The organism is Chryseobacterium sp. Tr-659 (genome assembly GCF_011752975.1).
Classification (GTDB): domain Bacteria; phylum Bacteroidota; class Bacteroidia; order Flavobacteriales; family Weeksellaceae; genus Chryseobacterium.
The window spans coordinates 222,720-244,687 of sequence record NZ_VWWP01000001.1; the positions used below are offsets into that span (position 1 = coordinate 222,720).

The following is a 21,968-nucleotide window of genomic DNA, read 5'->3' on the forward strand; positions in this document are numbered from 1 at the left end:
AAATTCAGGAGTCTTTTTTTATACTTAAGTAAAAATATATTAGAGGTCGGGTTTTTCTTCTGTATTACTGCTCATCTCTTTCAGACTGTCTGCATACAATTTCGCAGGAGTCCATCTTGCGTGTTTTGAAAGGATAACTTTATACCCTTTTTTATAAGTATACACCTTGGTGAATTCGGCCCCAAAGAATATCAGCATACAGGAATAGTTGATCCACATCATGATTAAAATTACTGTTCCGGCCGCTCCAAAAGCGGAAGTCGGTTTTATCTGATTGAAATAAAGACTTAACAGGAATTTTCCCAGAGTAAATAGGACGGTTGTTAGAAAAGCTCCTCTCCATACAGGTTTCCAGCTCACTATTACGTCGGGTAGGACTTTAAACATTAGCGCAAACAAAAGCATGACAAGTCCGAAACCTACTCCAAAATTGATCAGCTCCACCAGCATATAAGTCTCAAGTCCGAAATATTGAGTAATGATCTTACTGAAAAGACTGATAAGAGAAGACAAGATCATCGTGATCATCAGAAGAAATCCCAGAATAAGAATCATTCCCAGAGAATTTGCCCTGTCCAGCAAAAACTTAACCAACGCTTTTTTGGGGGCAGCTTCTACTTCCCAAAGGGCATTTAGTGAATGCTGCAGCTGAAAGAACAAAGTAGTAGAACCATATACCAACGATCCGACTCCCACTGCTTTCATAAAGATATTTTTTTTGTCAATCAGAGCACCGGCGAGCATACCTTCTATACTTTTTGCCACATCAGGTCCCATAATGCCGCTGATCTGAGTACTGATCTGCCCGCGTATTGCTTCCTCACCAAAAAAATTTCCAAGTACCCAGATAATAATGATCAGTAATCCCGGGATGGAAAAGATAGCATAATAGGCCAGACTTGCCGAATCTTTTGATGCGGAAGAATTATTCCATTCTGTAAACGTATCTTTCAGAACTTCCCAGAAAAACTTAACATTGTTGATCATAGTATATCATATTAAAATGGATATCCGATAGCAATATTTAAAACCAGATTATCTTTTCTCCAGCTTGGGTCTCCGAAATTGATTTTATCAAATGCCCATCGGTCTCCTTTTGCATAATAAGGAACTCTCAAAGGCATTGCCAGGTCTAACCTTAAGATCAGAATAGAAAAATCAAGCCTTAAACCAACTCCGGCACCTACAGCAATTTCATTTAAAAAATCTTTGGAAAATTTGGCTCCCGGTCTCAGGTCATCATCGTGAAGTAACCAGATATTTCCGGCATCTACAAATACAGCAGCATTTAAAAACTTGTAAAGATTAGCACGATATTCGGCATTCAGTTCGAGTTTAATATCCCCGGACTGATCAAAATAAACTCCTGGAGGGATCGTTCTTGGATCAAAACTTCCAGGGCCTAATGTTCTTGCACGGAAAGCCCTTATACTGTTACTTCCTCCGGAGAAAAACTGTTTGGAAAAAGGAATGAATTCTGAGTTTCCATATGGATAAGCAAGCCCTGCAATGAATCTTGTGGCCAAAGAAGATTTTTCTGTGAATTTATGATAGAATCTCACATCATTTTCAATCTTGGCATATTGACTGAAAGGTATACCAAATATATTTTTTTGCTTATCTTTTTCTACGTTGGCTCCTGTTATTAATCCTGTTATATTTCCTGCCAAATCAAGCGTACCTTTATAATAAAAAGTATTTTTTCTCGGAAGCATGGTATTGGTATAAGTATAAGAATAAGTAGGGCCAAAAATAAGCTGTTTCTCTACAATTCGCTGCATGGCAGGGTTTCCGGCAGATGCCTGGATATATTCTTCAGTTACATTTGCAGGAGAAACCAAAGTGATGTCAATCACTTTCAGTTCATGTTCTTTTCTTATATTTTCTTTCCATGCATATCCGAATGAAGCTGTGAAATTATTAAGGGTATAATATTTTGTTCTGTTCTGGAATTCATATCCCAACGTTATATTCGTTCTCGGAACAAATGCACTTGATGAATGAAAACGGAATGGAGCCACAATCCTGGGAATTGAAAGCTGTACATTCGTTCCTGCTCGGAACATATTATTCGCATTTTCCGGACCACCCATCTGGAAATCAAAAGCCCCGTAAATCGAAGCTTTGAACTGTTCAGCTCCCCGGAAGAAATTTCTGTGAGTCCAGTTCAAGTTGAGTTCACTACCCGCATAATTTGCTGAGTTTGTTCTTCCTAAAGCTTCCAGACGGAGCGATTGGATCTGTCTTGGAGTTAATAAATAATAAGCATCAAATTTATGACTTAAAGAATCAGAGGTGATGAATTCATTTTTTACAAACTTGAAAACCCCCAGACTGATAAGCCTGTTTAACGTAAGATTATGGTTGGAACGGTTATAAAGATCTCCCTTTTTAAAATATAAAGCTCTGTCGAAAATTTTCGGTTTAAATTTATGTTGAGGATCAATTACATAAATGTCATCAAAAGCATATTTGGAAAGAGAATCCTTATCCATCGGAATGCTGTATTTCCCGTCTTTTACATCCTGTATATTATAATTAGGAAATACAACAACTTTGTCGATACTGAATTGTTGTGTCGCCAGATTTGGAGTATTATCTTTAAGTTTTACATTAAGCTCAACCTTATGGTTTTTGTTTACAGTACTGTCTGCCTGTACAATGATATTATCCGGATGGAAATAATAAAAACCTCTTTCCTTCAATCCATTATCAATTCTTTCTCTTTCTGCTTTGATAACATCAAGGTCAAACGGTTTTCCGTTCTTAAGAAGAGTCTTATTCGTTAAACTTTGTATTTCCTGATTCACGAGAGTAGAATCTTTCTGAAATTTTACCCCATCTATAAGGTATCTCGCTCCAGGTCTTACCGTATAAATAACCTGAGCTCTTTTATTTTTGGATACTGTATCATAAGTAGCCCTGGCATTAAAATAACCTTTGTTTTCAGAATAGTTTTCAATAATATCTTTATTGAACTCTCGGTCTACATCCCCTAATAATACAGGTTTTTCACCCATTTTATATTTAAGCCAGTAATTGAAACCCTTATCTTTTTTAGGTTCTTTAGCTATATTGTAAAAATAGAGTTTGGGGCGCATTCCCAAAAATGTAGAATTGGGTTTTGGAGTGAGATTGGCTTCCAGTGCAGACTGAAGATCTTTTTTTTCTTTTTTCGAAATAGTGTCGTTTTCGATCTTTACCTTAGCTCCCGTGTACAACATCTGGCCTTCTTTCAGAAATCTTGTATTGCTGCAAGAAATAACGGTTGTTGCCAGCCCGGAAACAAAAATATATTTACAATAGGTATGGAATGTCTTACTCATTATTTAAATTCTACCACTTGATTGTTTTGATTCTTTTTGGGTTTCTTCTCTCTTGATTTTTGGAAAATCTCCCGGAATTTATCATAATCCAATGTAATAATAAACCCAACTCCGGTTTCTATGATCTGCCCCTGAAGCGCAACCTGATATTCATCCTTACGATAGGCGCGCAGCATATACCTTCCATCTTTGGAAAGGCTGTAATCTACAGAAACATTACCTGCAATATTGGTCATATTTTCATTCTGACGGGCTTGTCCCTCCAGTCCGAAATTACTTCCCACGGTCACTTTCAGTCTGTCGTTTAACAGCTTTTTACTGATATCCACATTCAGGTCAGTTCTTGTATTTTTTTGTCCGCTCGAATAATCTTCTGAAGAATCAAGTCCAAAATTAAGGTCAACACCTTTAATCAGATCTGCAGCAAGATTGTTCAGCTGCTGAGAAAGAATTTTACTCACACTCTGTCTTGCCATAGTTTCTGCGGACATTCCTGCACCACTTTCAAATGGATTTTCCCCGATGAAGCGATTCAATAGCAATAGCGCAAAAACCTGTTTGTTCAGCTCGGATTCCTGAGTTCTTAGCTGAGCAAGTTTCTGATCTACCATTTCTGTTACATTGGTGGAAACAGAATTGTTTTTTTCTGATGTAGTAATATCAAAAGTAAGCTGAGGTTTCAGCAATTCACCTTTCATTTTCAATAAAGCATTAAATGGTATTCTTTGCTTAAGCTGATTGGCTATGTTGGTACTTCCTTCACCGCTTACCTGTTGCTCTACGAGGTCAATGGGAGCTGCTTCGGTTTTATATACCGCTGTAATGTCCATTATTGCTGTCGTAGGTTCACCTGTCCAGGTAATTGTGCTTCCTTTCTGAATGTCAAACTTACGTTTCAGAAAGCTTACAGAAAGATCATAGCTTCCCTTTTCCACTTCGTAAACCCCTACCAGAGTTGTTTTTCCTGAAGGATCTATACCTCCTGTTAATTCAGCCTCACCCTGAAGCTGTACAAAGTCTCCATTGGCTTTGTCAATAATAAGAGAGAGTTTGGCTTCTTTGCTTACCTCAATATTCACACTTACATCCATCCCTTTGATACGGCTCTGTGCCTTAAGGGAATCTTCCTTAATTGTTTTATTTAAAACCACCTGATCCTGATCGATGAATTCAACAATACCGTCTCTTTCTTGTAATGAAGGAGTAGATTGAGGAAGAACGAAAGTAAAATCAGTATTGTCAGCAACGCTTAATTTTCCGTCAACCTTTGGTAAATCAAGATTTCCCCGGATATGAAGGCCTGCATCAATCGCAAGAACTCCGTACATTATGGCATCGTTAGATTTTTCTGAATTTACCACTTTGAAATTTTTTGCATTTACATTAAGATTAAATGCGAAATCCCTGTAGGTCTGGGTTAGAACCTGTCCGTCCACAACAAGAGCATTTCCGTCCTTATCATTGATTTTGAATTGATCAAACTCAATACCACGGCTGGTGAAGCTGATTTCATCATTCAGTTTTCTGAAGTCGCTTCCTGTTTTTGCAATTTCCAGTCCGGCATCATTGAATTTTACCTTTCCTAAAATATTGGGTTGATTAGCTGTACCTGTAATCTTTAAATTTCCGGATAGATAACCTTCCGTATTGGTAATAGCATTCATTGAGAAACCCTGAATACTCTTCATTTGCAGTTGGTTGATCGCCATATTCAGGTCGAATGTACTGGAAGAAGTATTGTAGTCACCAAGAATTTTTACATCATTATTATTTCCGGAAAGAGCAATGTCAGCATTTAAAATTTTAGGTGAAGAATTATTCACTTTTACAGCAAGATTTCCGACAGGGCTTCCATAAACAATCAGATCTGAAATATTCAGATCAGAAGTAAAAGTCATATCCTTCATCACATCACGCAGCTGTGCAGTTCCGTTAATAGTTCCTCTTGCCAGAACCGTATCTTTTTTAATGAGTTCCGTAATCGTTTCGATCTTAAAATCTTTCAACGAAATATTCAAAGGACTGCCAGGATTATTGCTTTCAGACTGAATGGAAATTTCACTGCCGGCATTCGAAAGCCTGAAATTATCGGCAAGAATTCCCTTACTGCTGATCTGGATCTTATTGTTTTCTGCAATATTCCAGTCGGCATAATTAAGTTTTAATCCATTCGGATGTAAAGAAATTTCCGTAATGTCATTCAGAGATTTTGCATTTCCAGCAATAAGGAATCGGGTAGCGTCTTTATCATCTTTTGTAGTGATATTGTAATTAATCGTATTGTCAGCAACATCTCCTTCAATATTGATTTTATTTAAAGAAAAACTGGAACTTTTCAGAGAAGCTACATTGAGGCTGTATTGCAATGCCTGATTTTCATTGGTTACCTTTAAAGCTCCTTTTTCAATGGCATTTTCACCATACAACAACTGTGGAATCTGCCCGTCAATTTCAATTTTTTGAGAATCTGCATCGTAATTACCGGTTAAGTTGATGGTTTCAAAACTTTTCAGATCCGGAACAAATTTTCTGATGATATCATCATTTTTGATTTTTGCTGTAAAAGCAAAATGCTGTCCGGGATCAATTTTTTCAGTTTTACCGGGTTTCTGGAACTGATAATACTGATTCACAGTTTGGGTTAAAGCTCCAAAAATCTGGGTAAGTTTGTATTTTCCTTTCAGCTCTACGTCTGCCACCTGGGAATTGAACATAATCTGTGTTGAATCCTGGGTAGATGAAGCTTTCAGATTGACCTCCTGCACCGGATAAACCTCCTTGGTATCCGAGAATGCAAAATCTTTAAGATTTAAATATCCGTTCAGGTTATTCGGATCCAAACTGGTAAAATCACCGTCAATTTTTCCGGCAATGATCATTGGTTTTTCATAGAAACCAAGTTTGTTGACATCTAATTTGATCACTTCTCCGTTTATTTTTACCGTAGGATTTTTTTCATCATAAACCCCTGAAGCAGTAAGTTGGAGACTGGCATTCGGGTCTTTTGAATCTAAAATAACATGATAAGCACCTTTGTTGATTTTACCGGTTAAATTCATATTCTGATAGTGATAACCTTTGTAAACGGCTGACGCAACATGTCCTTTTAAATCCGCATTGGCATTTTTGAAATCGAAACTTTCTCCTTTCGCTGCAATTTGTGCTGTGATAGGGCCAATATCTTTATTCTGAATGATCTTTCCAACCTGCACCCCTTGAAGATTAGCTTTTACATCATAAACTTCATGATTTTTTCTTCGCATATCAACATTGGCAACAACAGCAGCGTTTCCAAGAGTGGAGTAGAGGTTGAGGTCTGCATCAACTACTTTTGTTGTTCCTTTTGCATTTCCTTTAATACTGAAACTGGAGGGAAGTGAAATATTGGATGGAATCGTATTTTTTGGGACAAGATTAAAGATTGTTTGGGCATTCGAAGAAAATTCTCCTATTCTCAGATCATAATACAGCTGATCAGGATTCATTGCATTTTTAATCTTTCCGGAAGCAGCCACTCTCAGCTGATCCAGCCCGGAAACTTTCAGATTCTGAATGAGAAGGTCATTCACGCTGCCCTTGACATTGGCATTCACATTTAAGATGGCGTTCGGATATTTGTTAAACGGAACAGTATTTCTTAAGGTAGGAACTAAATTCAGAATATCTGAAAATCCGATTCGGGAATCTTTGATATTGGCAGAAATTTTTACAGCCCCAAGGTTTGAACTAAGCTGATCAATGGAGTTGTAATTTAAAATAACCTCATCACGCAGCAATGTTTTCGGTGTCTGCAGATAAAGATCTTTAAGATAAGCTTGCTTTTCAGCATATACAAAATCCGTATTGAACTTCTGGATGTTCAGGCCTCTTGCTTCCTGTATTTCTGCAGAATTAACAGTTCCTGCGAAGGTATTGTTTTCCATCTTGAAACTTCTCACTTCCACATTCATTTTTGAAAAATTGAGGTGGTTGAAATCCATTCCCTGTTTGGTTGGAGCAATAGCTGTATTATTGTAGGTTGCCTTTACGTCATTAAGAACCAGTTTTCCCAGAAGAAGCTTCATTGCTTTATTTTGCTCGGAAGCTTCAGGTTCTTTTGATGATTTAGGGTTTGCGTTTTGGGCAGGAAGATAAAGGTTTGCGTTAATGTCTGCCCCGGAAAGGAAGATGTTGGCAACATTATAGGTATTGTTTTCAAGATCAAGCTTATTCACCTTAGTACTTAGTTCCTTGAATAAGACCTTTGCAAATGTTTTGGTATTATCATCTCCGTAATCAATATCGAAATGGGTCAGTTTGATTCCTCTCAATCCAATATTCATCGGTTTTTTTTCATTGAGTGAATCTACTTTTTTCTCTACCTTTTTCGAAACTTCTTCTACGAGTCCCTGCTTTAATTTTAATTTTAATCCGTCAAGATTAATATCATTAACAGCATAGGTGTTTTTATTGAGATCAAATTTTTTAACCCTTGTATCAAAAGACTTAAAATAGAGCTTAATATCATTTCTTGACTGCTGGTCGTTGAAAGTAACTCCGATATCTTTTAAATTAATTTTGTCAAGGGAAATAATAAATGGTTTAGAAGAGCTCTCTTCTTTATCGTTGGTAGCAAAAGCATTGATAATATAATCGAAATTGAATTTACCATCCGGTTTTCTAATCACATTAGCTCTCACACCTTCCATATCTACCGAAGTGATATCTGCTGTGGAGTTAATGAGCTTCAGCATGTGTAAACCAACATCTAGTTTTCTGACAGCCAAAAGAGTGTCTACATCTTGTCCTTTAAGATAGAGGTTTTCCATTACAAGACTGTTTGGGAAGCCGATATAGACCCTTTCAAGACTTACGGGAGTCTTTATTTTTTTCTCAAGATAAACAATGAGTCGGTCTTTGATGAAGTTTTGAACGGCAGGAAGTCTTAAGCTTAGGATCAACAGCGTAAGAAAAACCAATATCGAAATAAAGGTTATCGCAATACGCTTTAAGAGTTTTGTTGTGTTGATTTTCAGTTTCAAATTCGGTGTGGTTTCTAACAAAGATAATAATACTAAATTATTTTGACTTTGTTGTGGTACCCGTTACGAATACAAAAATCCTGCCTTGGCTTGTCTCTTTATGGAATTTTTAGTTGTAGTTGTCAAGTGAATAGTTGAGTAAGACGAGCCAAGGTGCGGATTTTATTCTTTAAAAAGCCCCCTTTATTATCATTTTTTAATGTTGAAAAGGTTAGTTAGCAAAAATGAAAATTCAAATGTTAGTGTAGTTCTAAAGGGGGCTTGGCATGGTTTATATGAAAAGATAATAATTTAGTTGTTTCCGTTTTCCCATTTCACCTCTTCTCCCTGCGGAGCGGCACCTCCTTGTGCTGCTGTAATAGGAGCGGTTTCCTGGTTGATATGATAAATATAGGCTGCAATTTTTTCAGCATCTCTTCCGGTAATGGTTCCTTCTTTAATGAAAGGTCTCATTGTTGGGTTATTGGGAGAACCGTTTTCAAGCATCCAGAAAACATTTTTAAATAAACTTTTTTCTTTGATGTTGATCCAGTGAGTATCGGTAAGATTGGGACCGATTCCTCCTTTTCCTCCATCTCCATGGCAGGTTACACAGTTGGTTTTGAAAAGCTCCTGGCCTTCTGCAATATGATCTGCGCTGTATTTTGCAGATTCAAGATTGATCTGAGGGGCACTTTTCTCATACTCTTCAATAGAAGCAAGCATTGTTTTCGCTTCTTTAGTGTATTCAACATCCGGATGGGCATAATCAGTAAAGGAAAAGGCTGTAAGATATACGGCACAGAAGATACATCCGAACCAGAACAGGCCTATCCACCATTTTGGAAGTGAATTGTCCAATTCAGTAATTCCGTCAAAACCATGATCGATAAGAATATCTTTCTCTTCCGTTACGGATTGTTTCTTGAAAGCAGAATTCCATAATTTCTGATAGTAAGGAATATTTTTCTCAGCCAGATACTGCTTTTTCTCTTCTTCCGGTAATCTGCTGAAATTTTCATTTTCTATCAGATCTCCAATGGAGTTCATAATCAGCAAAAGGATAATGGCGATCAGTATCAGTGCCCAGAAAAAGGGTGAAGAAAAATAGCCTGAATCACTGGCGAACATTTCAAAGGCCATGATCGTTAAACCTATCGTTGTCGCGATATATATTGAAATTGGGGTTCTCGTTTTCATTGCAATACAATTTTAATGTTTACTCTACACTTGCTGTCTGGATCTGTGTAGTTTTGATATCTGTTCCCAGTCTTTGCAGATAAGCAATCATGGCTACAATTTCTCTTTGCTCAAGAGGAACATAAGCAGCCCCTTTTGCTGTCTTTTCTTTAGCCATCTGATCTTTTACATCAGTAGCTTCTGAATAGATTCTCTGTACAATAGCTTTTGACTGGTTATCCGCCCATTGATTTGCTGAATCAATCTGAGCTTTTGTATACGGTACATCAAAAGAGTTTTTCATTAATCTCATTTTATCTACCATCTGGGTACGATCCAGTTTATTGGTGATTAACCATGGGAAACGCGGCATAATAGAACCAGCAGATGTAATTCTTGGGTTATACATATGTTTGAAGTGCCATGAATCCGGGTTTCTTCCTCCTTCTCTGTGAAGATCCGGTCCTGTTCTTTTAGATCCCCATAAGAAAGGTCTGTCGTAGATGAATTCTCCCGCCTTGGAATACTGTCCGTTTTTTCCTTCAAATCTTACTACCTCATCACGGAACGGTCTGATCATCTGAGAATGGCATGAATTACAGCCCTCACGGATATATAAATCTCTTCCTTCAAGCTCCAGCGGAGTATACGGTTTTACAGCAGTAATTGTAGGTACGCTCTGTTTAAGAGATAACGTAGGAACAATTTCCACAAGTCCACCAATTGCTATGGTAATGAAGGCCAATACAGAAAGGAGAGTAGGTGTTCTTTCCAGCCACAGGTGTACACCTTCACCTTCTTTTCTTGTACTGCCGATATTAGCCAGTGCAGGTGCTTCTGCCGGAACTTCTTTCTGAAATGAACCTGCTTTGATGGTTTTGATGACATTAATCACCATTAAAATAGCTCCTGATAAATAAAGGACACCACCTAAGAATCTCATCTTAAAGTAGGGAATGATTGCTGTTACAGTATCCAGCCAGTTTTTCCATAATAATGTTCCGTCCGGGTTAAACTGTTTCCACATCAATCCCTGGGTGAATCCTGAGATATACATCGGAACAGCATAGAAGATGATTCCTAATGTTCCCAGCCAGAAATGCCAGTTGGCTAATTTTTTAGACCAGAGTGAAGTTCTCCACATGATCGGAACCAGATAATATACGACTCCGAATGCCATGAAACCATTCCATCCAAGAGCGCCTAAGTGTACGTGGCCAATCACCCAGTCTGTATAGTGACCAATTTTATTTAATGATTTGGTTGCTAATAAAGGTCCTTCGAAAGTGGCCATACCATAACAGGTAACAGCTACTACAAAGAATTTAAGGATAGGATTTTCTCTTACTTTGTCCCAAGCTCCTCTCAAGGTAAGAAGACCATTTAGCATTCCTCCCCAGGATGGTGCGATAAGCATAATGGAAAACCCTGTGCCCACAGCCTGTGCCCATGCTGGTAATGCTGTATATTGCAGGTGGTGAGGGCCGGCCCAAAGATATACAAAGATCAACGACCAGAAGTGAATAATGGACAATTTGTATGAGAATACAGGTCGTTGAGCTGCTTTTGGCATAAAGTAATACATCAGACCTAATACAGGAGTGGTTAATACGAATGCTACCGCATTGTGGCCATACCACCATTGTACCAATGCATCTTTTACACCTGCATATACAGAATAAGATTTCCAGCTTGTGAAAGATAAAGGAACTTCAAGATTATTGAAGATGTGAAGCATGGCCACCGCAATCCATGTTGCCATATAGAACCAGATGGCTACATACAAATGTCTTACTCTTCTTTTCGCGATCGTTCCAAACATATTGATTCCGAAGATGATCCAAGAAAATGCAATTAAGATATCAATAGGCCATTCGTGTTCAGCATATTCTTTAGAAGTATTGATTCCCATAAGGAAAGTGATCACTACAGTAATGATCATAAACTGCCATGACCAGAAATGCAGCCATGATAGAGTATCACTATACATTCTTGTTTTCAGTAGCCTCTGCATACTGTAATAAGCACCACAAAAGAAGGAATTACATACGAAAGCAAAAATTACGGCACTCGTGTGAAGCATTCTGATTCTACCAAAGCCCATTGCTCCCTGAGTGTTGATCAATCCCTGAATATTTCCCGAAGCTAAGCTTTTAATAGTAGTATCATCTGTCCCGAATAAAAATTCCGGCAATTCCGGATAAAAAAGCATCAATGCAGCAGTAAGTCCCAGCAGAAATCCGATGAGCCCGAATACGATAGTAGCATAGAGGAATGCCCTGACAATATTATTGTCATAATTAAATTTTTGCGTCTCCATAAATTCCAATAGTGTTTACCGAAGTGATATTTTCTCTGAGAAAAGGCTTATTTCCAGCTTTTTTCTTTGTCGAAAATAAATATCATGTAACGTGTATAATGTTTTGCCAAAGGTATTTATTAACTTTGTTGAAGGCTAATAGATAATCTTCTAAAATATACCGAAAACTACTAAAACAAAAACGATGAAAGTATGTGGACAAAATATCAGGAAAATACGCAGGAGTAAAGATCTTACACAGGAATACATGGCTTTTGAAATGGGAATTTCCCAGAAAGCTTACTCCGATATTGAGAACTCTAAAGTGAAGATCAACCTGGAGATCCTTACTAAAATATCAGATATTTTAGACATCAAGCCATCTGACATTTGTAGTATTTCACATAAATGTGGAAACGATGAATATGAAGATAAATATCAGAACCTTTTAGAGTACATGAAAAAGAATAATATTTCGGTTCCGAAAGAATTTTTATAAACTGTAACCCTTTTATATTAAATTATAGACAATCTAAAACAATGATCTCTTATGATAGACAGGTTTAGGTTCTTAAATTTATTCTGATTCACACTTAAATAACTTTTGCTTTCTGAATACTATTGTACAGTCTTGATACATTCGTTCCTCTTTTAGATAGTGAATGTTGTGCATGCATGGTTGTATTGATTCAAAGTCAATGTGTTATATTTTTTTCTGTATTTGCATTAAACTGATTAAATAATCTGGAGTAAAAAAAATAGAATCATTAATTACATCTATTACAAAAATAGATGTAATTAATGATTCTATTGCATAATACGTGCTATATTAGCCAACATATTACTAAAGCTATTTGAAGGAGAGCGGTTAAATAACTTTTCTCTAAAGAATTATCCGGATAGGACATGCTTAAGTTCTACAAAACACAAATAATCTATAAAATAGAGATGATGAAAAAATTATTAAACTACCAATTTTTACATTTAGCTTCTTTACGGCGCAAGCTTATCAATATTAATGTTCTTCATTGTATATTATTGTAAATAAGTAATATACTAGACCTATTTCCAATAAAAATTCCATTTTTAAGAAAGATGAGATCAATTGACTATGTTATAACCCCATAGAAAAAATAGTCATAGTGTTTTACTATGATGTACAAATAGGGATTTGAATATATTGATGCTTTTTTTCATATCTGAATATTGCAGAAAGGTAATATATGATATAACACAGTTTAGAAATTTAAAATGAAATAGGTTCTAAAGCTAATTAGGAACTTTTCAGTTTGCTTTTTCTCTCATATTCATTTATTGCAACTAATCATAATTAAAAAGGGTTGTTGTCAAAGTTATATAGTAAACTGAAAAGTCATTAATCAAAACTGATAGCACGAATCTAACCGAAATATATCTATTCCAGAGGACTCTTGGTCTGGTAAATAAGTAAACTATTAAAATCAATTTAATATGTAGATCAGTGGTAGGAAGCTAAAGATAACACCAAAATATGAGAAAATATTATGTATTAATGTGAATCGGGGAAATTATGGCTTTGAATAATATAGTTTATAAATTAAAATTAAATAAAATGAAACGAATTATTTTTTTAGTCTTTGCTATAGCAATGGCTTGCAACTCTCAGGCACAAAATAAGCATGAATTGGTTAAACTCTGGCAAACTGATAGTGTAGTACCTATTCCGGAATCTGTTTTGATAAATTTTAAGAACAAAGTATTGTACGTGTCTGAGATAGGGTTGGGTGATGGTTCTGCATTTGATAAAAACGGTGCAGTTGGTAAAGTATCAATGGATGGAAAAATTGTCGATTTAAATTGGGTTACTGGTTTGCATTCACCAAAAGGTTTGGCTATGAGAGGAAACGAGCTTTATGCAGCAGATATAACAGAGCTTGTAGTGATAGATATTAAAAAGGCAAATATAATTAAAAAGTATCCTGTACCAGAACCAGGCATGCTGAACGATGTAACGGTTAGTGATAAAGGCGTGATTTATTTTTCAGATTCGAAGACGAAGAAAATTTACCAAATTATTGATCAGAAATTGAGTGTCTATATGGAAAATATTGCTGGGGTAAACGGTTTAAAAGCAATTGGCAATGAGCTGTATATTTTAGGTGGGAAAAGATTTTTCAAGGTTGATACTAATAAAAAGGAAACAGACATTGCCCAACTTTCACAAAACAGAGATGGAATTGAACCTATTGGTAATGGTGACTTTTTGATCACGAGTTGGGGTGGATATGTTTTTTATGTAAGCAAAGATGGTAAAGTAGAGACATTGTTAGATACCCACGAGCCTATGATAAATGCTGCTGATTTGGCTTATGATGCAACCAAAAAAATACTTTATATTCCCTCTTTTTACAGCAAGATGGTCACAGCTTATCAGCTTAAATAGTAATGTTACTGCTTACCTGTTTGTAATTTTTTTTAAGTATTAAGAAGATTTAAGATTTATCCGCATTCATATTATTAGTGGATAAGAGACTCTGGTAGATAATATTATATTAAATAATTTAAATAAAGTTATAAGAATCCTCAAAATAAGAAAGGAAGGATAATCTATAAACCTTACATTAATATGAACTCATTTTGCATCTAAGCAATTAAGGGGTTTTAAGTTAAATTATAGACAATCTAAAACAATGATCTCCTTGGACAGAAGGAGATCATATTTTTTGCAAACAAAAAAAGACTGTGTTTCTAGTAGCATGCCTGATGATAGCACTGATGGGGAACAAGTTTTTGATTTTTCAAATTTATCATAATCAATACGTTATTAATAAATAATTATGTAGAAAAAAATTCACATAATTGTGGATAAATGTTTACAATAGATTTAATTTTCTATAATATATTTGCCATAAATATAATGCGGGCCCACTGAATGAAGCTTTTCTACTTTATTTCAATTTTGTTTTTTCTGTGCATCCAAGGGCAAAGTTATACTACACAATGGTATAACATGGATAACGGCCTGCCTCAAAACAGTATCAAAGATATTGTGAAAGATAAGTACGGCTTCATCTGGATGTCTATGGAAGGAAGAATCTTGAGGTACGACGGAAATAACTTTGTACAATACAGAAATTTTAAGTTCAAAAACTTAAGCTTCGGAGATTTTTATGGGAGTATAGAACATGACAGTATCATCATTTTTAATGATTCTGAAAAGAATGCACTTCAGATCTCTCAGAGACATCCGGATATCGTTTCTTCCGATAAAATTTTCAAACCCGGAGGTTCAGTATACGATAAGATATATAAGAGACTGATAAAAAATAATACTACGGTAAGATTTATCCCTTATATTGATTCTTACTATATCCGGCTGAATACAGGTTCTTATTATTTTGAAAATAATGGAATCATTTATGTTGAGAAGAAAAGTAAAAAGAATATACCCATTGATCTGAAATTTTCTCGCAACAGGCTAAAGCGGTTATTTGTTCATGGAGATTATATTTTTATAGCTGATATTGAAAATAAAAAGATACTTCAGCTCCATCAGGGAAAATATTCTTATATAGATGCTCCGTCTGTTTATAGTGATCCGGAAACAAAGGTGTACTGGCAGCAGACCACAGGACAGGTTTTTATGATCAGCCATGGTAAAATATACCGAAGCCAATTCTCGGAAGGAAAGTTGAAACTTTCTTATATATTAGAATATAAAGATATTGATAAGGAGATTTCCGGAGCCATGTTCTATGACGAAGTAAATCGTAAACTATATATTGGGAGCTCTATTAACGGACTGAAAATTCTTAGTCTTTCAGATTTTTTCGTTTCCCGAAAGAATTTACCTTATCAGGATGAGGTTTGCTATGCTGCGGTTCCGTTTGGAGATCATTCCGTTCTTACACAGGAAGGACTCAGATATGATAATCATACTTCGGAAAGAATATTTCCGGCACCTCAGTCTTATGATAAACGATATATTTTAGAAGACAATGAGGGAAATCTTGTGTACAGGGAAAATAATTCCATTCATATCCGATATAAAAATTCGCAGTTCAAAAAATACGATTCCATTTACTTTAAAGGAAAAGAGATTGATGGAATATATAAAACGGGTGGACTCTATATGGCTTCTGTTTTACAGGGAAAATTATCATATCTCTATCTATTCGGTCATGATCTGAAGAAAGTAGAAAAAGTTATTTCCAGTAAAGAAAATATAGATGCCGTTTTCAGATATAGCAAAGATCTTCTTTATCTTGGAGGCAGCGGAGGAATATCTGTTTTCTCATTTGCTCAGAACAAAATTGTGAAACAAATAGGGAAAGACCTTCCGGTGAAGCAGATGAGCAGAATGAAAGATGGAAATATATGGTTTACGACATATAACCGCGGAATTTATCTTTTGAAAAATGATAAAGCCATTAAAATCCCAGACGATAAAAATGATATTCTGTCAGCAGCTCATTATATTCTTGAAGATAAAAATTCTAATTGGTGGATCTCTTCCAATAACGGCTTGTATAAAGTAAATAAGAACATTCTTTTGCAAAATCTTGAAACGAAGAAGGGAGTTGTTTCCTATTACCGCTACACAAAGAGCAATGGTTTTTTGAATAATGAGTTCAACGGGAGTGCGGAACCCTGCGCTCATGAACTAAAAGACGGACAATTCGTATTTCCCTCCATGGAAGGATTCGTATTCTTTAATCCTGAACAGGTAAAAACATATTATCCCACGTCTCAGGATATCTATCTGGAGCGGGCCAGAGTGAAAGGAAAAATGATCCGGTTGAAAGATCGTCTTTTTCTGGAATGCGGCTATAAAAGCGCACAGGTTTGTATTGATATCCCTTATTATTCTGATTTGGAGAATATCTATCTTCAGGCCAAACTTGTGGGGGGTGAAGACAGTCAGTGGACTGATCTTAAAAAGGATAAAATTTTTCATCTCGGCAGTATTGATCCCGGTAAATACAATTTACTGGTAAGATTTCTTTCTTCGGAAAATGGTACATTTATTTATAAAAGTTTACCCATAGAAGTTGAAGCGTACTTCTATCAGACCTTGATTTTTAAAATTCTGGTTATCGGTTTTTTTGTGTTAATTATTATTGTTATCATTCAGATCCGAACCAATTTTTTAAGATTGAAAAACAAAGTCCTGAAAAATAGTCTTGTTCATAAAGATAAAGAACTGCAGGAAACCAATAATAAGCTTAAAAATGAATCAGATTATCAGAAAAAATTGGTAGAAAGTATCAGCCATGATATTACTACACCTGTTAAATTTATCGCACTTCTTTCACAGGAGCTTACACAGTCTGAAGATATCAAATCACAAAAAAAATATTTTGACAGTATTTACAAAACGTCAGAACAGCTTTATAAATTTACATTAAGCCTTAAAGAATATACCGAGTTGTACAAGCAGGAAAGTATAACAGAAGAAGAATATTCGGTCTACGATCTGATTGAAAATAAGAGACTTTTGTTTGAAGAAATTGCAGCTCGTAAAAATACATTCATTTATAATTTTTGTGACCATCAGCTGAAGGTGAACATGAATAGAAATATCCTTCTGGCAATTTTTCACAATGTCATAGACAATGCTGTAAAAAATACTTCAAATGGTGAGATTATCATCACAACAGCTTCTACAGGATCTGGGATAGAAATCTGTATTGCCGATACAGGAAGCGGAATGTCCGAAGAACAAATAATATACTATTCCGGACTTTTCAATAAAAAAGAAAATGAAAACCTGATTTTTAAAAACTACGGATTAGGTTTACATATGGTTATTCAGCTGGTAATGAAGATCAATTCCGGAATGACTTTTCATAAAAATACTCCAAAAGGGACACTCATTAAAATCCATATTAAAATATGACAAAAAAAATACTGATTGCAGATGATCATCACGTGGTAAGAATTGGGACAGCTATGATTCTGGAAAAGAATTTTGATCATTTTGAAATTGATTTTGCAGAAACCTATAACGAGGTAAAACAAAAAGTTCAAGCAGAAAAATATGATCTCGTTATCCTGGATATTGAGCTTCCGGGAAGTATTCTCAAATCGATGGTGAAAGAGATTAAAAACTTTTCTGAAGATACTTTGGTTTTAATATTTACCTCCTATAAAGAAAATATTGCGGAGCAGTACTTCCAGGAGGGAGCCAATGGTTTTTTAAACAAACAAAGTGATCCGGAAGTTTTTGTAAAAGCGATTGAAACCATTTTTAAGGACGGTTACTTTTACACTCCGGAAGTTATGAATGAGCTGGTAAAGGGAATGCAAAAGAAAAGAACTGTAGAGCTTTTATCAGAAAGAGAACTGCAGGTCTTCAATCTTCTGGCTAAAGGAAACGGAAACCTTGAAATTGCCAATACTCTTAATATCGAAGAATCTACTGTTGGAACTTACAAAAGAAGAGTCTATCAGAAACTAAAGATTACCAATCTGATTGAACTGCTGGAAATTTACAATGAGATTCATTAGCAGAAGCTGATGTCATAATACCGGTACAGTTTTGTGGCAAAATGCGTACAGGATCTGTTCGTTAATTACTCATTTTTCGCAGTAGGTTAGTGCTGTGAAAAACTTCAGTTAAATAATTGAAGTTCATAGAGAATTATCAGACTCCCTTAGATTCTAAATACGTATTTGTTATGAAAAAAAAGATACTTTTCATTGCCTTGTTGGCAGGTTCAATTGATACTTCGGTAAGCGCCCAGGCAGGTAATGTGGGAATTAACACGTCAACTCCCGGTAGTACTCTTACAATTAACGGTTCATTTGCTGCAAGCTATAAAACAGTAACCGCAGGTGGAACTATAAATGCCGGTGATTACTATACAGCTTATAATGGAGCATTAGACGGTACTTTAACTTTACCTTCAGCGATTAGTGGTGCTGGTAATTTCTCAGGTCGTACCTACCATTTTAAGAATACAGGTACTGCAAAACTTATCGTAGCTTCCAACGGATCTGAGTTGATTGATAACCAAGCCGGAGCTGGTGTTTCTACTATTGAAGTACCTCCCGGTTATTATGCATATGTGGTAAGTAAAGGCACTACTACCGGTACAACCTGGGAGCTGGTATTGCTTTCAAGTTCCAATAGCTTACCCTCTGCAGAATCTACTTATCCTTTTTCAACAGTGGCAACTACCGAAAGACAGACCTGTGATGCTACCCCAAATCCCTCCGTTCCATGGATCAGAACGGCTATTGTTTATCCTCAGGGTACGGTTCTTAATAAAGGAAATGTACTTGATCCTTCTACAGGAGCATTTACAGCACCTACTAATGGATATTATATCATTCAGGGGTCTACTCAGTTTGATAACGGAGAAGTATCCGGAAATCCAAACTTTACATGGACTGTGCTGTATCTGATAAAAAACTATACTCCGGCTAACGGAGGAAATATATTAGTGCAGTCTTATCAGCAGCCTTATGCTACAACGGTTTTTGGCTCAAGTATTTCTTGTATGACTTATCTGATTGCAGGAGAAACAGTAAGCATGGCTTCCGTAGCCGGAGTAACCGGTACCGGTGGTAAATATCAGGTGGTAACAAGTACCATGTTCGGATATAAAATCGCTAATTAATCTGAATTTTTTAACGAGAATAAGCCTTGACAGATCGTTAAGGCTCTTTTTAATTCGAATATATTTTATTAAAATCTTTTACAATATGAAAAAACTAACCATAACACTGTTTATGATCTTTGCTAATTTTGCTGTGGCACAGGTTGGGGTAAATACTCCCAATCCAAAAGGAATGTTCCATCTGGACGGGAAAAAAAATAATGAAACTTCCGGAAATATAAGCCCTGCCAATCAGACAGACGATGTGGTGATGACAGCCGATGGTTTTGTAGGTATAGGCAATAATAATCCCGCTGCAAGTTTAGATATAAAAACAGCAGGAACCTCAGCCGCTCCTGTACCCGGAATAAAGATTACAGACGGGGCACAAAATGAAAATTATGTACTAACCTCCGATGCCAGCGGAAACGGTTTGTGGAAACCGGTAAGATTAACCGTAGTACGCGGAGCGAACGGGCCGGGAATTGATATTCCTTTTACTTTAACAACCACCTTCAGATATACAGGATCCTATATAGATTTACCTCCGGGCAGATGGCTTGTTACCGTTCAACAGCTTATTCATCCCACAGGAGGAGTTTTGACAAGTGATCAATGGATGTGGCTGAGGACAGGCTTTTCAGATGATCCTAATGTTGTAACAGGTGGTACGGCCACTCTTTCCCCTGATCTGAATGAACTGCCGACCCTGGTAAGTGGATTAATACAGGGGCCCACAACTTCAGGAATTACCAGATTCTCTATTATACAGGGGAGTTTGGTGATTAATAACTCTTCCGGCGCTGTGAAAAGATATAAATATATTGCGGGAGATAATGTTATTGGAGGTACTCCTGCCAATGCAACCTCTTTTCAGGGATTCGGAGGGAGCTGGAGTGAAAATATCATTTATGCAGTACCTACCAACTAATGATCCAGGCTTATCTCACCCGAAAAGTATTGTTTTATCAATTTTGATTTAAAACAGATCCGCCGTTAAGCACAGAATTGCCAATTTCCCCCATGGAATGAGAATTTCTGTGAAAAGTTTTTATATATTTAGCGCCTGAATAATTTATTCTATGAGCAACGAAAATAAAACAGGACAAAACGAGACTTTAGTTAGAGGATTAACAAACCGACACATACAATTAATTGCCCTTGGAGGTGCCATAGGAACCGGATTATTTCTGGGAATCGGACCGGCAGCAGTACTGGCCGGCCCATCGGTTATTTTAGGCTATGCACTAGCCGGTATTATTGCCTTTTTTATCATGCGCCAGCTGGGTGAAATGGTAGTTCAGGAACCGGTATCGGGAAGTTTTAGCTACTTTGCCTACAAATATTGGGGAAATTTTCCAGGGTTTGCTTCCGGATGGAACTACTGGATTCTCTATATTCTGGTGAGTATGGCTGAACTAACAGCAATCGGCCATTATATCCATTTCTGGTGGCCGGAAATTCCGCTATGGGTTTCCAGTTTATTCTTTTTTGTAGTAATCAATGCCCTGAATCTTGCCTCTGTAAAGGTTTACGGAGAAACAGAGTTCTGGTTTTCCATTATCAAAGTAGTTGCTATTATTGCCATGATTATCTTCGGGGTATATTTGCTCATAAGTGGAACAGGAGGAGAAAAAGCAACTATAACCAATTTATGGAATGACGGTGGTTTTTTCCCGAAAGGATTATTTAATAAAACAGAGAACGGATATTCAGGATTGTTTGCTGCAATGGCAATGATTATGTTCTCTTTCGGAGGATTAGAACTAATCGGGATCACAGCTGCTGAAGCTAAAAACCCTGAGAAAACTATTCCACAGGCCACCAATCAGGTGATCTACAGGATTCTGATTTTCTATGTGGGTGCTTTGGTAATCTTATTCTCGTTAAGCCCATGGAGAGATATTACAGAAGGATCAAGCCCTTTTGTGATGGTATTTCAAAATTTGAACGGTCTTGAATTCAGCCTTTTTGGAAAGGTAATCCAGTTCAATACATTGATCGCGAATGTTCTGAATTTAATTGTTCTCACGGCTGCTTTATCCGTTTACAATAGTAGTGTTTACAGTAACAGCAGAATGTTATTTGGGCTTGCCCAGCAGGGAAATGCTCCTAAGTTTTTAAAGAAATTGAATAAAAATTCAGTTCCTACCAATGCGATCATTGTTTCATCATGCTTTGCAGGAATCTGCATTATCATTAATAAACTGGTACCGGAAAAAGCCTTTGAATATTTAATGGCACTCGTGGTATCTACATTAATTATCAACTGGCTGATGATTTGTTATACCCATTTGAAGTTTAAAAAATCAATCAATCAATCCGGAATTCAGTCCAAATTTCCATCAATATTTTATCCCGTATCCAATTACATTTGTATTGCATTCCTGGTTCTGATCTTAGGATTAATGAGTATCACAGGAATGGAAATTCAGGTAATTCTGATTCCAATATGGATTGGCTTTTTATTTGTGATGTATAAACTATACAAACCAAGCTAAAATATAAAACAAACAGAAATTGTTTTTAAAGATGAAAATTAAATGATTTTCATCTTTTTTTATGTTTAAAATCCTGTAAA

At 36.3% G+C, this 21,968-nt stretch carries 12 protein-coding genes; 7 read left to right on the top strand and 5 right to left on the bottom strand.

Features of this window, described 5'->3' with window-relative positions; genetic code table 11:
- Positions 1-39 precede the first annotated feature (39 nt).
- The 5 genes from F3J23_RS01005 to ccoN form a co-directional block, all read right to left on the bottom strand.
- Entirely contained in the window at positions 40-987 is a 948-nt protein-coding gene (locus F3J23_RS01005; RefSeq protein ID WP_167022749.1) for a YihY/virulence factor BrkB family protein, read from the bottom strand.
- A gap of 11 nt (positions 988-998) precedes the next feature.
- The gene (locus tag F3J23_RS01010) at positions 999-3,326 is read right to left on the bottom strand and encodes a BamA/TamA family outer membrane protein (protein WP_167022752.1); all 2,328 of its coding nucleotides are present in this window, start codon (positions 3,324-3,326) and stop codon (positions 999-1,001) included.
- The gene (locus F3J23_RS01015; protein ID WP_185156418.1) at positions 3,326-8,347 is read right to left on the bottom strand and encodes a translocation/assembly module TamB; all 5,022 of its coding nucleotides are present in this window, start codon (positions 8,345-8,347) and stop codon (positions 3,326-3,328) included. Before F3J23_RS01015 ends, F3J23_RS01010 begins: the two co-directional genes overlap by 1 nt.
- A 291-nt stretch (positions 8,348-8,638) precedes the next feature.
- On the bottom strand, positions 8,639-9,526 hold the full coding sequence (locus F3J23_RS01020; RefSeq protein ID WP_167022755.1) for a cbb3-type cytochrome c oxidase N-terminal domain-containing protein: 888 nt from the start codon (positions 9,524-9,526) through the stop codon (positions 8,639-8,641).
- Between the two features lie 19 nt (positions 9,527-9,545).
- Positions 9,546-11,825 (bottom strand): cytochrome-c oxidase, cbb3-type subunit I, encoded by a 2,280-nt coding sequence (gene ccoN / locus F3J23_RS01025; RefSeq protein WP_167022757.1) that lies wholly within the window; start codon positions 11,823-11,825, stop codon positions 9,546-9,548.
- Positions 11,826-12,009: 184 nt separating this feature from the next.
- Between ccoN and F3J23_RS01030 the strand changes: the two genes are divergently transcribed.
- The 7 genes from F3J23_RS01030 to F3J23_RS01060 all read left to right on the top strand — a co-directional run bounded on the left by F3J23_RS01030 (position 12,010) and on the right by F3J23_RS01060 (position 21,888).
- Positions 12,010-12,303 (top strand): helix-turn-helix domain-containing protein, encoded by a 294-nt coding sequence (locus F3J23_RS01030; protein ID WP_167022761.1) that lies wholly within the window; start codon positions 12,010-12,012, stop codon positions 12,301-12,303.
- Between the two features lie 1,092 nt (positions 12,304-13,395).
- Positions 13,396-14,226, top strand: a complete 831-nt coding sequence (locus F3J23_RS01035) for an ATP-binding protein (protein WP_167022764.1) — start codon at positions 13,396-13,398, stop codon at positions 14,224-14,226.
- 567 nt (positions 14,227-14,793) lie between these two features.
- Complete coding sequence (locus tag F3J23_RS01040; protein ID WP_167022767.1) at positions 14,794-17,682, top strand: sensor histidine kinase; 2,889 nt, start codon at positions 14,794-14,796, stop codon at positions 17,680-17,682.
- Positions 17,679-18,293, top strand: a complete 615-nt coding sequence (locus F3J23_RS01045) for a response regulator transcription factor (RefSeq protein ID WP_167022770.1) — start codon at positions 17,679-17,681, stop codon at positions 18,291-18,293. Before F3J23_RS01040 ends, F3J23_RS01045 begins: the two co-directional genes overlap by 4 nt.
- A gap of 170 nt (positions 18,294-18,463) precedes the next feature.
- Positions 18,464-19,408 carry a hypothetical protein gene (locus tag F3J23_RS01050; RefSeq protein WP_167022773.1) on the top strand — a complete coding sequence of 315 codons (945 nt, stop codon included), beginning with the start codon at positions 18,464-18,466 and terminating at the stop codon, positions 19,406-19,408.
- Positions 19,409-19,493: 85 nt separating this feature from the next.
- On the top strand, positions 19,494-20,318 hold the full coding sequence (locus F3J23_RS01055) for a hypothetical protein (protein WP_167022776.1): 825 nt from the start codon (positions 19,494-19,496) through the stop codon (positions 20,316-20,318).
- A gap of 151 nt (positions 20,319-20,469) precedes the next feature.
- Positions 20,470-21,888, top strand: coding sequence for an amino acid permease (locus F3J23_RS01060; RefSeq protein WP_167022780.1), 1,419 nt, complete (start codon positions 20,470-20,472; stop codon positions 21,886-21,888).
- The last annotated feature ends 80 nt before the right edge of the window (positions 21,889-21,968 follow it).

Coding starts and splice junctions, on each gene's coding strand:
- F3J23_RS01035 (WP_167022764.1), top strand. CDS start 13,396: ATGAAACGAATTATTTTTTTAGTCTTTGCTATAGCAATGGCTTGCAAC.
- F3J23_RS01020 (WP_167022755.1), bottom strand. CDS start 9,526: ATGAAAACGAGAACCCCAATTTCAATATATATCGCGACAACGATAGGT.
- F3J23_RS01050 (WP_167022773.1), top strand. CDS start 18,464: ATGAAAAAAAAGATACTTTTCATTGCCTTGTTGGCAGGTTCAATTGAT.
- F3J23_RS01040 (WP_167022767.1), top strand. CDS start 14,794: ATGGATAACGGCCTGCCTCAAAACAGTATCAAAGATATTGTGAAAGAT.
- F3J23_RS01055 (WP_167022776.1), top strand. CDS start 19,494: ATGAAAAAACTAACCATAACACTGTTTATGATCTTTGCTAATTTTGCT.
- ccoN (WP_167022757.1), bottom strand. CDS start 11,825: ATGGAGACGCAAAAATTTAATTATGACAATAATATTGTCAGGGCATTC.
- F3J23_RS01060 (WP_167022780.1), top strand. CDS start 20,470: ATGAGCAACGAAAATAAAACAGGACAAAACGAGACTTTAGTTAGAGGA.
- F3J23_RS01005 (WP_167022749.1), bottom strand. CDS start 987: ATGATCAACAATGTTAAGTTTTTCTGGGAAGTTCTGAAAGATACGTTT.
- F3J23_RS01045 (WP_167022770.1), top strand. CDS start 17,679: ATGACAAAAAAAATACTGATTGCAGATGATCATCACGTGGTAAGAATT.
- F3J23_RS01030 (WP_167022761.1), top strand. CDS start 12,010: ATGAAAGTATGTGGACAAAATATCAGGAAAATACGCAGGAGTAAAGAT.
- F3J23_RS01010 (WP_167022752.1), bottom strand. CDS start 3,326: ATGAGTAAGACATTCCATACCTATTGTAAATATATTTTTGTTTCCGGG.